The sequence below is a fragment of the uncultured Chloroflexus sp. genome (genome assembly GCF_937129525.1).
Classification (GTDB): Bacteria; Chloroflexota; Chloroflexia; order Chloroflexales; family Chloroflexaceae; genus Chloroflexus.
In genome coordinates, this window is sequence record NZ_CAKZNK010000083.1 from 25,904 (window position 1) to 41,776 (window position 15,873).

General features: G+C 59.2%; 14 protein-coding genes. 4 read left to right on the top strand and 10 right to left on the bottom strand.

Annotated features, from left to right (window positions below; translation table 11 throughout):
- Positions 1-57: 57 nt before the first annotated feature.
- From Q0650_RS10450 to Q0650_RS10485, 8 genes are all read right to left on the bottom strand, one after another.
- A complete protein-coding gene (locus Q0650_RS10450; RefSeq protein ID WP_298818688.1) occupies positions 58-414 on the bottom strand; it encodes a hypothetical protein in 357 nt (118 codons plus the stop codon).
- Positions 411-1,202 (bottom strand): enoyl-CoA hydratase/isomerase family protein, encoded by a 792-nt coding sequence (locus tag Q0650_RS10455; protein WP_298818689.1) that lies wholly within the window; start codon positions 1,200-1,202, stop codon positions 411-413. Before Q0650_RS10455 ends, Q0650_RS10450 begins: the two co-directional genes overlap by 4 nt.
- On the bottom strand, positions 1,195-1,587 hold the full coding sequence (locus Q0650_RS10460) for a MaoC/PaaZ C-terminal domain-containing protein (RefSeq protein ID WP_298818690.1): 393 nt from the start codon (positions 1,585-1,587) through the stop codon (positions 1,195-1,197). Before Q0650_RS10460 ends, Q0650_RS10455 begins: the two co-directional genes overlap by 8 nt.
- A 55-nt stretch (positions 1,588-1,642) precedes the next feature.
- Complete coding sequence (locus Q0650_RS10465; protein ID WP_298818691.1) at positions 1,643-2,410, bottom strand: alpha/beta fold hydrolase; 768 nt, start codon at positions 2,408-2,410, stop codon at positions 1,643-1,645.
- 27 nt (positions 2,411-2,437) lie between these two features.
- On the bottom strand, positions 2,438-3,508 hold the full coding sequence (locus Q0650_RS10470; protein ID WP_298818693.1) for an alpha/beta hydrolase: 1,071 nt from the start codon (positions 3,506-3,508) through the stop codon (positions 2,438-2,440).
- Positions 3,509-3,582: 74 nt separating this feature from the next.
- Positions 3,583-5,121 carry a long-chain fatty acid--CoA ligase gene (locus tag Q0650_RS10475; RefSeq protein WP_367280812.1) on the bottom strand — a complete coding sequence of 513 codons (1,539 nt, stop codon included), beginning with the start codon at positions 5,119-5,121 and terminating at the stop codon, positions 3,583-3,585.
- A gap of 96 nt (positions 5,122-5,217) precedes the next feature.
- Complete coding sequence (locus Q0650_RS10480; protein ID WP_298818697.1) at positions 5,218-8,499, bottom strand: BTAD domain-containing putative transcriptional regulator; 3,282 nt, start codon at positions 8,497-8,499, stop codon at positions 5,218-5,220.
- A gap of 261 nt (positions 8,500-8,760) precedes the next feature.
- Positions 8,761-9,498, bottom strand: a complete 738-nt coding sequence (locus tag Q0650_RS10485) for a thermonuclease family protein (RefSeq protein ID WP_298818699.1) — start codon at positions 9,496-9,498, stop codon at positions 8,761-8,763.
- A 191-nt stretch (positions 9,499-9,689) separates the two neighbouring features.
- Between Q0650_RS10485 and mtnP the strand changes: the two genes are divergently transcribed.
- The 4 genes from mtnP (at position 9,690) to Q0650_RS10505 (ending at position 13,988) form a co-directional block, all read left to right on the top strand.
- Positions 9,690-10,556 carry an S-methyl-5'-thioadenosine phosphorylase gene (mtnP, locus tag Q0650_RS10490; protein ID WP_298818702.1) on the top strand — a complete coding sequence of 289 codons (867 nt, stop codon included), beginning with the start codon at positions 9,690-9,692 and terminating at the stop codon, positions 10,554-10,556.
- Between the two features lie 58 nt (positions 10,557-10,614).
- Positions 10,615-11,373: a coenzyme F420-0:L-glutamate ligase gene (gene cofE / locus Q0650_RS10495; RefSeq protein ID WP_298818705.1), complete on the top strand. Its 759-nt coding sequence runs from the start codon at positions 10,615-10,617 to the stop codon at positions 11,371-11,373.
- Positions 11,374-11,450: 77 nt separating this feature from the next.
- Entirely contained in the window at positions 11,451-12,053 is a 603-nt protein-coding gene (locus tag Q0650_RS10500; protein ID WP_298818707.1) for a nitroreductase family protein, read from the top strand.
- Between the two features lie 21 nt (positions 12,054-12,074).
- Entirely contained in the window at positions 12,075-13,988 is a 1,914-nt protein-coding gene (locus Q0650_RS10505; RefSeq protein WP_298818709.1) for a monovalent cation:proton antiporter family protein, read from the top strand.
- Positions 13,989-13,990: 2 nt separating this feature from the next.
- On the opposite strand, the gene Q0650_RS10510 is transcribed toward Q0650_RS10505, so the two are convergent.
- Positions 13,991-14,908 (bottom strand): ABC transporter permease subunit, encoded by a 918-nt coding sequence (locus Q0650_RS10510; RefSeq protein WP_298818711.1) that lies wholly within the window; start codon positions 14,906-14,908, stop codon positions 13,991-13,993.
- A 37-nt stretch (positions 14,909-14,945) separates the two neighbouring features.
- Positions 14,946-15,848 carry an ABC transporter ATP-binding protein gene (locus tag Q0650_RS10515; protein WP_298818713.1) on the bottom strand — a complete coding sequence of 301 codons (903 nt, stop codon included), beginning with the start codon at positions 15,846-15,848 and terminating at the stop codon, positions 14,946-14,948.
- Between the last annotated feature and the right edge of the window lie 25 nt (positions 15,849-15,873).

Consider the following 15,873-nt stretch of genomic DNA (forward strand, 5'->3'; position numbering starts at 1 on the left):
TTTGACTAACCTCTTCCCTATGCCAGCGGGATTGTCTCCCGAACGAGATGACCGGTATTAGCGGGGCGCCATTACCAGCGCTTCGCCATCAGCAATGACTTGACCATCGGCGCCAGTGCAAAGAGTGCGTAACGTTATCAGCGGTTTGTCGGCGCGGATGTGTGTGATCGTTACCGTGGCGGTGAGTAGCTCGCCGATACGGGCAGTATCGGCAAAAGTGAAATCTTGTTTGAGGTAGACTGATCCAGAGCCGGGTAGTTCCACACCAAGCAGGTACGAAAAGAGCGCGCCGATCAGCGGTTCGGGCACCGTCTCACCTACCTGGTCACCGCAGAGTTCGGCATAGGCGTTGACCAGGTTGTGGTCATATACACGCTGTACAGAAGCCTGCATCCCAACAGCAAGCTGGTTCACGGTTCTGCCTCCATTTGGCTCAGGGCGCGTTGCCGGTCAAGAAACGCTTTAAGGCCGATGTCCGCTTCAATCGATTGGATCTGGACGCAAAACGTTTCTCGCTCGCATCGTAGCGCCTCAGCTAATTGATCGCGTTCCCGCCAGAGCAGACGGCGGGCGCAGGCGACACTACCGGGAAACTGCGCCGCAATCTGATGAGCGATTGCCTGCGCTTCCTCGGTGAGATGACTGGTCGGGATCAACCGGTTAGCCAGCCCCCATGCCACGGCTTCGGCGGCGCTGATCGAACGTTCGAGTAGCAGGGTTTCAGCAGCGCGTCGCTGACCGATCAGGCGTGGCAAGAGCGTTGCCCAACCTCCTTCTGGTCCCAGGCCAAGGGTGGTGGCATAGGCAGTAAACGTCGCTTCCGGCGTCACCAGTACGACATCTGCGACCAGCACAAAACCTATTGCGCTCCCGTTAACTGGTCCCTGCACTGCGACGATCAGCGGCGCCGGTAAATCGATCAGTTCGAGAATGACGCGATGCAAGCAATCCAGGAGATGCGCTGCGTAGGTAGCGCGATCGGCCTGGCTGACTAGCGCCGTAATGTCGCTCCCGCGCGAAAACGTTTGACCGGCGGCTTGTAACACTACGGCGCGCAGGCCGCGATACTGGCGCGCAACGGCAATCGCGTCAAGCAACGCTGTCAGCAGTTCCGGTGTTAAACTGTTGCCCTGTTCTGGCCGGTTGAGCGTTAAGATTACGACCGGCCCATCAGGATGAATGGTGACCATAGGGTTATGCATGCCTGATCTCTAGAACCGTTTCACCGCTGCACGCCACTTTGCCATCGTTACGAGTCACGATCACAGCGCATCGGATCTGGTTGCGGTTGCTTTCCAACACCTCAACTCTGATCTCAATCTCATCGCCGGCAAAGACAGGATTGGTGAAGCTCAGCGTTTGTTGCCGCTGCGCTGCGGCTGGCGCAAGCGCGCGCAGCGCCGTTCGCAGGTAGCCGTAAAGCAGCATGCCGTGGGCAATGGTGCGACCGAAACGGGTTGTTGCCGCGACAGCGGGATCGATATGGATCGGGTTGGTGTCACCGCTCACCTCGGCAAAGCGGTCGATGTCCGCTTGTGTGACAATGTGAGAACGGTTGTACCGCGTGCCAACTGGAATAGGTGTCATACAGGTGCTTCCTGGTATGATCGGCGCTCCGGTAAAGACCGACGCGCAACAGATGTCATCGCGCGCGCCAATGCGGCACTAACAAGGCAAGCAGTTGGTCAGGCGCTTCAAGATTGGCCGAATGCCCCACACCGGGGATGATATGCGCTTCGACCCCGAGCGCTGCGGCGGCGCGTTTGACCGTCTCGGCGGTCACCAATGGATCGAGTTCACCACCCATGACCAGCGCCGGCGCGCCGATTGCGCGCAATTGATCGCCGGGTTTCCATTCGCGCAGAGCGTTAATCGCGCCATTGGCTGCGCTCAACCGCTGACTGTGGCCGATGGCAACCAGTTCGCGCCAGCGGTCATCGTCGGGCGCAGTTGGCGCCATTGCTTTGATCGCCTGGGCAAAGAAGTCAGGGTTGTCTTTCAATAGCTGCTGTCGCTCTGGCTGATAGACCTCATCCGGCATGCCATCAACCCATGGCGGCGCCAGTACTGCGATCGTTGCCACTCGTTCGGGATGTTCGAGCGCTGCCTGCAAGACGACCGCCGCTCCCAGGGAATGCCCGACCAGATGGCAGCGCGACAGCCCAAGCGCATCGGCGAAATGCCAGAGATCGGCAGCCATTGACGACAGCCGGTAGTCGTGGTCTGGCCCCTGGGTTGAGCCTCGTCCGCGCAAGTCGGGAGCAAGACCGCGGTAGCCGGCTGGGAGCCGTTCGAGCACACGCAACCACCAGCCACAACTGGCCCAGTTGCCATGCACGAAGATGATCGGTTCACCCTGCCCGTAGTCAAGATAGTGAATCTCAAGATCTCCTGCCTGGATGGTGGGCATAAGCCCTCCTTTTGCGCGTAGTGCCAATTACCCTGCCTGCTGCAAATGAGCATGGAATGCCTGATTAAACTGCTCCGGATACTCGAGATACGGCGTATGGCCGCAATTCTCGAAGAGCACTTCACGGAATTGACCACCGTCGGCAGCGTAACGCTCAAGTACCGCCCGAGTCTGACTGACCATAGGTTGCGGCGGATGCGCCTCTGCGCCAGGCCAGTCAGGCAACACGCCAAGCTGACCGAGCGTGCCAACATCGAAGAGTGACATGTCGCTCACAATCTGATCGTCGGCGCCGCGCACCCAGAGGATGGGAGGTTTGGGTTGAGCGGCAATGAAACGAGTGACCGAGTCGCCGACGTAGAGTGGCGAGATGGCATTGATCGGCCCCCAGACTCCAGGGGCGATACCCGGCCAGTTGGGCGAGACCTTGAAGTCGCCAGGGTAACGCTGCGGCCCGATCTTTTCGCTGAGCATCGATGCGAGCAGCGCCTCTTCGCGAGCCGGACGAAATGGAGGTTTCCAGTAATAGGTATTCATCACCACGCGCGGCGCGGCTGGGCCGGCCTCTTCGGTCGTATCACCCGCTGCCATCCGTTCAACAAACGCCTGATTGACTGTTCCGCCACCCGATCCGGCTCCGTCGGGCCAGCACAGTTCGCCGTTTAACCCTTTACACCCCCCAAAGCCGTAAGGCGAACCGGGCGCGACCAGGGTCGCGGTGATGATCCGTTGCGGCGCAGCAGCAATGAGGTTAAAGAGGACGACGCCGCCGAGTGAGTGACCAGCCGCGTGACAACGATCGATACCGAGCGTATCGAGTAATGCCAGCAGGTCATCGACCCAATCACCGCAGCCGCGGGTAGCATCAATGAGCGCGTCTTCAGTCTCGCCGTAGCCGCGCAGATCGGGCGCGATGGCCCGAAAGCCTGCCGGCAGCGCCAGCATCGTCTCTTCCCAGAAGGTCGCCGATGAGGCATTCCCGTGGATGAAGAGCACTGGCGTGCCATCGGTTGGGCCGCTGCTGAGGACGTGCATGTGTAGGCGTGGCGTTTGCACCATCGTCGAGGTGACGCCGGGCAAAGTCGGGATTTTGCTCATATTGTTCTCCAGTCTTTGCTAAACATTGCCGCCAGTGCGCCAGAGCGCCTCAATGGCGCTCTGACTTCCGTCGTCTACTCCTGCTGAAACATGCGTTTTAGCGCCTGTTTATCGATCTTGCCGGCGCCGGTTTTGGGGAGTTCGGGCAACATGATGATCCGTTTGGGCAGCTTGTAACGGGCCAAACGAGTGCTGGCGAACGCGAGCAAGTCTTGCTCCGAGAGTTCGCTCCCGGGACGCACCACCACGGCGGCCCAGCCGACTTCGCCCCAGTGCGGATCGGGCATGCCGACCAGCGCCACTTCTGCAACCGCGGGGTATCCGGCCAGGACACTCTCAACCTCGGCGGGATAGATATTTTCGCCGCCCGAAATGATCACATCTTTCAACCGGCCAACAATCCGATAGCAGCCATCGGCATCAAAACAGGCGAGATCGCCGGTGCGCAGCCAGCCATCAACAAAGGTGGCAGCAGTTTCCGCCGGTCGCCGCCAATAGCCGGCGCAGACATGGGGGCCGCGAATTTGCAATTCGCCGATTTCATCTGGGCCACAGAGATGACCGTCAGCAGCTACCACTCGCAGATCAACGAACATGAGCGGGTAACCGACCGCGCCGGGTTTGACTCGCACCAGCTCCGGTGGCAACCAGAAGGTATTGGGGCCGGCTTCGGTGAGGCCGTAACCGGTCTTGAAGTCGATGCCGCGCTCCCAGAAGGCATGAAAGACCGGTTCAGGACAGGGAGCGCCGCCGCTGATCACGATCCGCATGCGGCTGAAATCGACTTCAGGCCAGCGGGGATGTTGCTGCATCGCGATGAACATCGTCGGCACACCAAAGAAGAGGGTGGCCGGGCCGTGATCGATGAGATCGAAGACTTGATCGACATTGAAGCTGCGGCAAACGATGGAGGTACCGCCGATCTGTACCAGCGGCGCGGTAAAGACATTCATCCCGCCGGTGTGGAAGAGGGGCGCATTCAAAATGGCAACATCGTCGGGGCGCAATCCCCAGCTCATGACCGTGTTGACCGCATTCGCGGCGATGCTGCGGTAGGTGAGAATGGCCCCTTTCGGCAAACCGGTGCTGCCGCCGGTGTAGCAGATCACCCAGGGATCTTCCCAGCGCAGGGTAACCGAAGCAAAGCCAGCCGGGAGCGTATCGCGTTGGGTCATGACCGGATCGGCGGGGACGGCGGGAGACGCGCCATCGATGGCCAGCCAGTGAGTGACGGTTGGCGCCTGATCGCGCAAAGTGAGCGTCAAGGCAGCGTATTCAGGGCCATAGGCTAACACTTTCGGTTCGCCATCGGCAATGAGCTGACTCAATTCGACCGCCGTCAGCCGCCAGTTGAGCGGCTGCAAAATTGCGCCGATCTTGGCGCAAGCAAACCAGAGATCGAGCAGATCAACACAATTCTGAGCCAGCGTTGCCACTCGATCGCCGCGTTCGACTCCTAATGAGCGGAGGAGGTGAGCGGTACGGTTAACCGCCACATTCCACTCGCCGTAGGTGATCGGTCGCATCTCGTGTTGGGCGTCGAACAACGCCACCTTGTGCGGTGACAGTTGCGCGCGTCGGCCAAGCCAGTCGCCAAGGTACATCTCGTCCATGAGTTGTGTGCGGCGTCGCCGCCGCGGTATGCGCACATGCGCAGCTTGCAGCCGGGGATTTGCTGGCGAGAGTAGCAGATGCAGGTTGCGTCGTGGTTACAAATCGGTAACAGGAGGCACGATGAGATCGCCGTGGCGAAGCTGTTCGGCCAGCGCGAGCGTGTTCGGGGCCGGTTCGACATCGAGTTCACGGGCCAGCGTGTCGGCGCAACGCTGGAAAACGCGCAGAGCGGCAGCCCGATTGCCCTGGCGGGCATAGGCCAGCATCAAAAAGCGATAAGCGCGCTCCCAGCAATTATCACAGGCGAGAATGCGCTCAGACAGGGCGATCAGCTCTTCATCACGCCGCTGCTCAGCATACACCTGAGCCAGCCGATCAGCGCTGCGCAGGAAGGTATTGCGCAACCGTTCGCGTTCGGCTTCGGCCCAACTCTCGTACAGCGCATCGGGCAAGAAATCGCCCTGATAGAGTTGCAGTGCCGCATGCAGTCGCTGCATACCGGCTTCAGTCTGGCCTTGATCGAGCAGGCGCACACCGGCGGCGCAGCCAGTCTGGAACTCGGCGCAATCAAGCCAAATGTCGGCATTAGGCCGCAATCGATAGGCGCTGCCGTCGCGAGCGATAAACGAGGAAGTCGCCTCAGCCCGAGCCGGTTCGAGCGCGCGGTAAAGCGCGCTTAGCGCAACTTTGAAATCGCGAACTGCCGCATCTGGACTGAGGTGCGGCCAAAGCATTTCGGCCAGCTCCTCGCGTTGCAGCCATCGTCCCCGATAGGTTATCAGCGCTTGAAAGAGCTGGCGCGCCTTGTCGCGTTGCCATTCGCGGGTTTCAATCTCGCGGTCGCCGCGCCAGACTCGAAATGCGCCCAGGGTTTGCACACGCAACTGATAGCCAGGGTGGACTTCCAGGCCGCGCAAACCGAGCGTCGTGAGCAATCGTTCGATGTAATCGCGGTGCTGATTGCGCGCGCGCGCAGCCAGCATCATCGGCAACGCGCGCCGCGGATCGGGCAATCCCAGAAAGGTGGGACGGGTGAAGAGATAGTCGTAACCATGGGTGGCGCTCAATTCCAGCGCTTCACCGATAGCTGCCGTAGCCGCTGCATCCTGACGCTGTTCGTGATAACAGACGGCCAGCCAGAGAGCGGCGACGGCCTGACCGAACCGGTCGCTACAGGCGCGCAAATCGGCGCGGGTCGTTAACAACAATTCTTGCGCTTGCTCGAGCTGGCCGGCAATCAGGTGACTGACACCGCGCTGGAGCTGGATCATCGCCCCCAACCAGAGATCGCCGGCCCAGCGACAGAAGGCCTGACCTTCGGCGGCAGCGCTTTCAGCAGCGGCCAGATCGCCGGTCAATCCGTAGAGACGGGTCAACCCCCAGAGCGGTTCTACCCGCAACCGCTCGACACCAAGCGCCTGACCTTCAGCCAGGGCTTTGCGATAATATTCAAGCGCGCAATGACGGGCGGCAACGCCCTCGGTGGCACTCTTGAGCAGCCAGGCATGTCCAAGACGGGCATACGCGACTGAGGTGATAAAACGGGAATGGCGCTCAATGCCGACCTGCACCCCCTCGTTAGCCAGGGCCAGCGCCTGATCCGCGTCGCCTTCAAAGGCTGCAATTAAAGCCAGTACCAACACCGCCTCGCGATGTCCACGCGGAGTCGGCGTTGCGCCGCGGGCTGTCGCCAGTCGTTCCTGATCGCGCCATGCCTGCAACAATGCCCGCGCAGCCATCAGTTGACCGGTGCGCAACTTCACCCGCGCGCTGAGCAGATCGGCAGCGGGACTGGCGGCGCGTAACTGGCTTGCCTGCTGCTGTAAGGCTTCAGCTTCGGCTGGCTGGCCCATATTGAGCTTATTTTCCGCTAGCAGCTCAAGCACGCGAGCGCGCGCTACCTGATCTTCTAACCCTTCGCTCACCCGCAACGCCTCTTGCAAAACGCTCTCGGCCTGAGCCGGCTGCACTTGATCAATATACACCTGCGCCTGACCGTAGAGTGCGCGCGCTAGCTCGGCGCGGTCGCCACGCTGCCGGCTGGTCGTCTCGGCCTGCGCATACCAGTTCCGCGCTTCTTCGAAACGCGCGCGCAAGCGGTAAAGATCGCCAAGGTAACACTGTAAACGCGGGCGAGTGGCAATGAGTTCAGCCGGCAGCGCATCGATCCAACCGGCCAGCGTATCAAGCCGGCCATTGCGCAACGCCTCTTCGCCGGCAGACACAATGGCATCAGCGGCAGTGGTCACTTCACCAGCGGCAAACCAGTGGTAGATGGCTTCCTCGGCAGCGCCGGCGGCAGCATAGTGCTGCGCGGCGCGTCGATGACGCGCCGGTAGATCGGGATCGTGACGGGTCTGCTGGCGCAAGAAGTCGCTGAAGAGGTGGTGATAGCGATAATGATTGGCGTCAAGTTCAACCAGAAAGAGATCGCGATCGCGCACCTGCGCAAGCAGTTCGGCGCTATCATTCGCCTGGCGCACGGCATCGCAAGCCGCTGCTGTCAGCAGGCGCAAAGGCGCAGTGGCGCGCAAAAAGCCGGCAATCTCAGGCGGCTGACGGTCAAGTACGTCAGAAGCGAGGAAATCGAACAGCGCTCCCAGCGATGCCGGGCCATTAGCCAGCAACTCAGCGACGCTCCGGGCCTGTCCGCTGCGCAAGCCTTGCCAGACGAGCTGTAACGCAATCGGCCAGCCTTCGGTATGGTGGCTGAGCAGATCCACATCGGCGGCGCTCAGCGGCATACCAAAGATATTGGCAAAGAGTGCAGCTATCTCATCGCGAGTGAAAGCCAGCGCCTCGCGTTGCAATTCCAACACTTCACCGCGAGCGCGCCAACGCACCAGCTCAGCGCTGATGATCGGGTACCGGGTAGCGATCAGCAGGCTCAACCACTGCGGCGCATATGTAATCAGGCGCTCGGTCAAGGCCCGAATCTCGGCTGAAGCGGTTACAAAGTGATAGTCGTCAAGAATGAGCAACGTTGGGCGCGGCGGCGCATCGGCCAGCGCATTGAGCAGACCGTCAAGCGCCTGCGTCCAGGCAGTGCGGTCAGCGGGACTGGCATGCAGCGCAGCCAGCGCTTCCGGCGCGCCTCGGGGCAAGACCGGCGCGCAAGCCGCAGTCAGGTAGGTCAGAAACGTCACCGGATCGCGGTCGTTTTCGCCAATCGTATACCAGCAAACGGTTGCTGCGCTTGCCGCCAGTTCAGCCAGCGCGGTTGTTTTGCCATAACCGGCGCCGGCCTGCACGAGGGTTACCCGATAGTCAAACGCTTCGCGCAAACGCGCGGTTAAGGCCGGGCGCACCAGCCGATGGCGGTGCGGTCGCGGCGGCGCGACTTTAGCCTGTAACAACACTGTCCTCTCGCTTGACATAAGGGTATTTATGTTTTCTGAACAATGAATAGCGGAATAATTATAACAGGATTGAGCGGTTCTCATTCGCAACATCACCGAAACGAGAGAGAAGGGAAGGGGCTTCACTGTTGTGTCCCCTTCCCTACGTTCACCCATTCCACTTTTGCAGCGGCATTGGCGCGCGCTCGCAGTGACACCGAACTGCTGTCACTGCCTTCAGCTTAATCGCGAATGCGTTTATGAGGAACTCCTGCATTCATATGCTGCTGTCAAATCGCCTCACCGTTCGCAACCAACACCGTCACTGTCGCCATCGAAGCGATGAGGATCGCCGTACTGTTGTAACACGCGGAAACGGCGATAAGGAATATCGTCACAATCGAGATCAGGTGGCGGCGGTGGGATGCAGGCATCCGGGTAAGATGGGTGACAACTCTGGCGCGACGTGAATCCTGATCCCGGTCGCGTTGCATCCGTTCGCTCCCACAGCCCGACACCGTTCTGCAGAGCCTCGCGTTGAGCGGCAAGGAATGTTTCGACGCAACGCACGTCGGGCGGGTAAGTGGCGACCTGGGCCATACCCTGTTCAACCAGCGCCAGATTGACAAACCGGTCATCAGCGACAACATAGCGCAGCAAGCGATTATAGCGGTCGCGATCGCTTACATCGCGAGCAAGTCTGATTGGTTTACCTTCCAGCAGAGTGGCATTTGCGTTCGTTGCCTCGCGGTAAAATGGCTGACCGCGCTCTGGGGTATTGACGCCGATATAGCGCACGCGCTCAACGCGCCCGCCAATCACTACTTCAATGGTGTCACCGTCAATAACCTTCCGTAGCGTCGCTTCCTCCCACTTCAGGTCGTTCAGGCACTCTACGTTCGCTGAGTGTGAGCCGTTCGCTAATACGGTAGTTGCGACGCGATAGACCAGATAACCGGCTCCGATCAGCGCCATCAGCACAAGGATCAACAACAGCCTGGTCAGGTTGTCTGGTTTGGTGTTGGTGGATTGGTTCATGGTTGGGTGTTGCTCCGGGTTGTGTTTTGGACCTGATAGCGATATTTTATCTAAAGTTCCTGAACTGAACCAACTGAGTTTTGATGAGGAATCGGTTGCGTAGAACCTGCTCCCCTTTTTGCTCATCTTTTTTCTTAATATACGGTATACTGCATATTGGCGTAGCCTTCTGTAGCAAGGAGCATGCAGCTATGAGCAGCGCAATGATCGGTGTGATCGGCGGCAGTGGTCTCTACGCAATGCCAGATCTGAAAAACCCGGAAGAGGTGCGCCTGACGACGCCTTTTGGCGATCCGAGTGATGCCTTTATCGTTGGTGAACTGGAGGGCCGCCGGGTAGCGTTCTTGCCGCGACATGGTCGCGGCCACCGCCTCAATCCCAGTGAAGTGCCGGCGCGGGCCAATATCTACGCTTTTAAACTCCTGGGGGTGCGAGCCTTAATCTCGGTCAGCGCGGTTGGTTCGTTGCGCGAGGATTACGCTCCCGGTCACGCTGTCATCCCCGATCAGATTTTCGACCGCACAAAAGGGATCCGTCCGGCAACGTTCTTCGAGGGTGGTATCGTTGCGCACGTGGCTTTTGATCGTCCCTTCTGCCCGCATTTGAGCAACATCCTCCTGCACGCAGCGCAAGCGGCAGGCGCAGTAGTGCATCAAGGCGGGACGCTGGTGGTGATGGAGGGGCCACAGTTTTCGACCAAAGCTGAGAGCGAGGAAAATCGCCGCCGCGGCCACAGCTTGATCGGTATGACGGCTTTGCCTGAAGCGAAACTGGCGCGTGAGGCAGAGATCGCTTACGCGACGCTTGCCATGGTTACCGATTACGATGTCTGGCATCCCGAACATGATGCCGTGACTGCCGAGCAGGTGATCAAGGTGTTGAGCGCGAATGTTGCGCTCTCACAGCAAATTGTGCGGCTGGCGGTGGCGCAGATCGACGAGAGCTTTACCAGTCCGGCTCACGATGCGCTCCGGCATGCAATTGTGACCCATCCTGATTATATTCCGGCAGCGGTGAAAGAACGTCTGGCGCCAATTGCAGGTCGCTACTGGTCGTGATCCACCTCTAGCCATGGGGTAACGCTCTCCGTTACCCCTGCATAGCCGAACGAGATATATGACACAAGGTGAAATTCGCATTCTCCCGCTTCATGGCATCGGCGAAGTGCAGCCGGGTGATGATCTAGCCGCCATTCTTGCCGCGGCAATCGATCGCGCTGGCGGGTTGACGCCGGGTGACATCCTGGTTGTGACGCAAAAGATCGTCTCAAAGGCCGAGGGACGGTTGATCGATCCGGCAACGGTCGAACCATCGCCATTTGCGTATCAGATTGCCCGCGCCGGCAAGAAAGATGCTCGCTATCAAGAAGTTGTGTTGCGTGAGAGCAAGCGGATCGTTAAAATGGCCAATGGGGTGCTGATTACCGAAACCCACCACGGTTTTGTGTGCGCGAACAGCGGGGTCGATGAGTCGAATGTTGATGGCGGCAGACGGCTGTCGTTGCTGCCGGTTGATCCCGATGCCAGCGCAGCGCGGCTGCGCGAGGCGTTGGCGGCTCGTTACCATCACGCGCCGGCAGTGATTATCACCGATACGTTTGGCCGTCCATGGCGGGAAGGGCAGGTCAATGTTGCGATCGGTGTGGCCGGCATGGCGCCGCTGCGCGACTTTGCCGGGATTGAAGACCACTACGGTTATACGATGCAGGCCACGTTGATTGCGGTTGCCGACGAGGTGGCCGCTGCCGCTGAATTGGTGATGGGTAAGATTGACCGGGTACCGGCGGCAATCTTGCGCGGTTACCAGTATGAACCGGTTGAGACGGGAACTGCCCGCCAGTTGATCCGTGATCCGCGGTTCGATCTGTTCCGGTGATCTGTGCTCTTGCCGGATGTACCCCGGTTTCCTCTCGGTGTTGCGCTCGTTCCCTTATTCCTTTGTGTGTCATGGATATGGATTTCTTCACTCTGGTTCAAACACGTCGCACTGTGCGCGCTTTTCGGCCTGATTCACCACCGCGTGAGGCTATTGAGCAAATCATCGCCGCTGCAAGTTGGGCGCCATCACCGCACGGGCGGCAGCCGTGGCGGTTTGTAGTGGTCGAAGCGCCAGAACGTAAACTGGCATTGGCGAATGCAATGGCCGAGGCATGGCGTTACCATCTGGCGCTCGATGGTCTCGATCCGTCAACGATTGAGTATCGCCTGTGCCGTTCGCGCGAGCGGGTGGTGACCGCGCCGGTGATCATTATTCCCTGTCTGTATCTCAACGATCTTGACCGGTATCCTGATCCGGAGCGGCAGGCTGCCGAGACTACAATGGCCATTCAGAGTCTGGGCTGCGCAGTGCAAAACATGTTGCTGGCAGCATTTGCGCTCGATCTGGCCGCGGGCTGGATGTGCGCGCCACTCTTCGCGCCGGCAGCCGCGCGCGCTGCGCTTGGATTAGCCGAAGATTTGCATCCGCATGCCCTCATTCCGATTGGCTATCTGGCCCAAGAGCCAAAGCGCCGCCCCCGTCGCCCGCTGAGCGATCTGATCGTTCAGTGGCAGTAGCGCCTGGAAAAGGAGAGTAGCTTGCAGACATTGATCTATCTGGCCGGTTTTTCGGTGATCTGTCTGGCTTCGCATCGAATTGGACAATGGTTTTCCCACCTCCGACTTCCTTACATTACCGGCTATCTTTTCACCGGTGTGCTGGTTGGTTCCTTCGGTCTGCAACTCATCCCCTCAAGCGTGAGCGAACATCTGCGCTTTGTTGACCAGATTGCGCTAGCAGTCATTGCATTTGTTGCCGGTAGCGAGCTGTATTACAAGGATTTGATCAATCGGCTGCGCTCAATCCTCTGGTCGGTTGCGCTGATCGTTGTGAGTGCCTTCGGACTGATTGGCCTTGCTCTCTTCAGTTTGCTCGATCTGATTCCGTTTACCCAAGGCCTGGATACCGGCGAAAAGGTTGCTATCGCGATCCTTGGCGCAACGATCTTGCTGGCACTTTCGCCGCCATCAACCATTGCTGTGATCAAAGAGTTGCGCGCCCGTGGCCCGGCTACGCGCCTGATTCTAGGTGTCACTATCGCCATGGACGTGGCGATTATCGTCATCTTCGCGATCGGCTCATCGGTGGCAGTAACCCTGGTCGAGGGCAGTGCCCTGAATCTGGCCTTTCTCGGTTTGCTTGGGCTTGATCTGGTATTGTCGTTCCTGGTCGGTCTGGGGGTGGGGTGGCTGCTACGACGCTTGTTGAGCCTGAGCTGGCCACACTGGCTGAAGCTTGGCCTGATTCTTGCTATCGGCTATAGCATCTTTGCCGGCACTGCCTGGCTCAAAAGCTTTTCCGCTGACTACTGGCCGATCAAGATCGTGATCGAACCGTTGCTGGTGACGCTGATCGGTGGATTTCTGATCACCAACTTTTCGCCGTTCCGCGATGAATTTGCTGAGTTATTGCACGACATTGGCCCGGTCGTGTACGTCGCGTTCTTCACTATTACCGGTTTGAGCTTAAAACTCGATATCCTGTTAACTGCGCTCATCTTTGCCGCAGCGCTGTTTTTTGTGCGTATTCTGGCCATTTTTATCGGCAGCAGCCTTGCGCTCACCATTGTCGGTGAACCGAGCCGGCTTCGTCGCCTGGTCTGGTTAGGATTGATCACGCAGGCCGGCATTGCGCTCGGCCTGGCGCGCGAAGCTTCGTTGTTGCTGCCGGCTCAAGGCGAGGCGTTTGCGACCCTGATCATTGCCGTGATCGTGCTCAATGAGATCTTTGGCCCGCTCACCCTGCGGTTTGCCTTGCAGCGGCTGGGTGAGTCCAATTTGCCCGAGCCGGGCATTCGCGACGATGTGCGCGATGTGCTGATCCTGGGAATCGAACAGCAATCGATTGCGCTGGCCCGCCAGTTGAGCGCGCGGGGCTGGCGGGTGCGAGTAGCCGATACCGATCCTGAACACGTGCGCCGTATGGCGACTGAGGATGTCGATGAGCGATATATTCCAGAGATCAGTCTGCAAACCCTGTCGGGCTTGATCGACCGCTCTACCGATGCGGTAGTAGCGCTGCTGGAAAAAGATGAAGACAATCTGCGCGCCTGTCAGATTGCGCTGGAGAAATTTGGCGTGCCTCGCCTGATCGCGCGCCCCAATCGCATGGATCAGCGAGAACAGTTCCGTGAATTAGGCGCAATTATCATCGATCCGGCTACGGCAATGGTCAATCTGCTCGAGCAGGCAGTGCGCGCGCCGCAATCACTCTCATTGCTGCTCCATACCGATCCGGTCTACGATGTTGTGCAGATGACGGTGACGAACCAGGAGATCGATGGTCGATTGGTGCGCGACCTGCGATTGCCGTCGGATGTGTTGTTGCTCGAAATCAGCCGCAGTGGGCAGGCGATCGTGCCCCACGGATACACGCGGCTTCGCCATGGCGACGAGATTACCGTTGTCGGCAAGCCCGAAAGCTTACGCGAGGTGAGTCTGCGGATTGGCTGAAATCAATTCGCCCCGCCAATGTCTTGCCGGCTGAGAGTACGATAGGCGCTGTAGCCGAAGATCGCGCTATAAATGACGATCAGGCCAATTGCCTGCCACGACGATGGTAGCAGGTTGAGATCGAGCGCCGGAGTTAACACGCTCTGGTTAAGACCGAACATCTGACTGTTGTCAACGATCAGGCGATTGATATTCGGCTGCAAGAGGAGATTTACCAGAGCGCGAATCAGCGGATCGACAGCGCCGATGGTATTGAGCGAGCCGGCGCTGACATCAAAAGCGAGAAAGATTAAACCGCCGCCAACGCCGGCAATGACCGAGCGGCCAACAATGGCGCTGGCCGCAGCGATCAGCGTGTACGGCAACATAACCAGGAGCGCGCGCAGCATGCCAACTGGCAAGAGCAGAAATGCTATCGCGTCAATCTGCTGTGACAAGCCGAGAATAGAGCCAAACATCAGCGAAAGCAGCGTGCCGACAACGATGGTAATAACCATCGCCACCAGCAGCGCCAGTTGCAACGCTGCCAGTTTGGCCAGCAAATAGATGCCACGATGCGGCGCGCGCGTCAGCAAGACACGCAATGTTCCCCAGTTGAAATCACTCCCGAAGAAGCCGGCGGTCAAGATGATGGCGAGTATCCCACCGGTGCCGTTGATTGCGCTAAGCATTGCTCCAAAGACGCCGGGCAGACTCAACTGGCGTTTGACCTGTTCAATCGCCGCTTCGCTGAGAATGGTAAAGGTAACGTTGCTGCTGCTGAAGGTACCCTCTTGCAACGCCACCACCAAAAACCAGAGGGTCTGCTGGAGCGCTGTCAAAGCTAAAAAGATACCGAGCAGCAACAGCGCCATTGGCCGACGCGAGATCTTCATCCACTCGGCAGCAAGGAGGTTGGTAAACATTGCGCGTGTATCCATTGCCCGGCTACCTCTCAGAAGCGCAACCTGATCGGCGTCATGTGTCAGATCGCGTTACCGTCAGGAAAAACTCTTCTAACGAACTATTGCTGGCTCCAATTTCAGTCACCACAATATCGGCCTTGATCAAGAGCTTATTGATTTCGGCAGTGCGTTCGACCGGCGCATCGATGAGGATGGTATCACCCTGCACGGTGACGCTCGCCACCCAGTTCAGCGCTTTCAGCAGTCTGACTGCCGGCCCGGGATCGCCTTGCACTCGCGCGCGCACGCCTTGCCCGCGCCGAAGCAGATGCGCTACATCGCCAGCAGCGATCAGTTTGCCTTCTTTCATAATCGCCACCCGCTGGCAAAGCTGCTCGACTTCGTGCAACAGGTGGCTGCAAAGCAGAATGGTGCGCCCTCCGGCAGCCAGGTTGCGGATCAGATTACGGATCTCGACCGTGCCGGCTGGATCGAGACCGTTGGTCGGTTCGTCGAGCATAATCAGCTCGGGATCGGGCAGAAGGGCGGCAGCGATTGCCAGTCGCTGCTTCATCCCCTGTGAGTAAGTGGCGACTTTGTCGCGCGCCCGATCGCGCAGCTCAACGATGTCGAGCACCTGCGCTACCCGCTCAGTTGCAATGCCGCCGGCGCGGGCCAGGACGCGCAGATTGTCGGCGCCACTCAGGTAGGGATAGAAGGCCGGCGCTTCGATCATTGCCCCCACCCGGCGCAGCGCCAGGCTCGGTTCGTGTTGCACATCGTGACCGAGCACAAGAGCGCGACCTTTGGTCGGCTTGACCAGGCCGAGCAGCATCGCAATGGTAGTGGTTTTGCCGGCGCCATTGGGGCCGAGAAAGCCAAACACCTCGCCCTTGCCGACGGTTAAACTGAGCTGATCGACGACCACTCGTTTACCGTAGCGTTTGGTGAGTTCAATCGTTTCGATCACATTCATAGCACATTCCGCCGCAATTGCGATC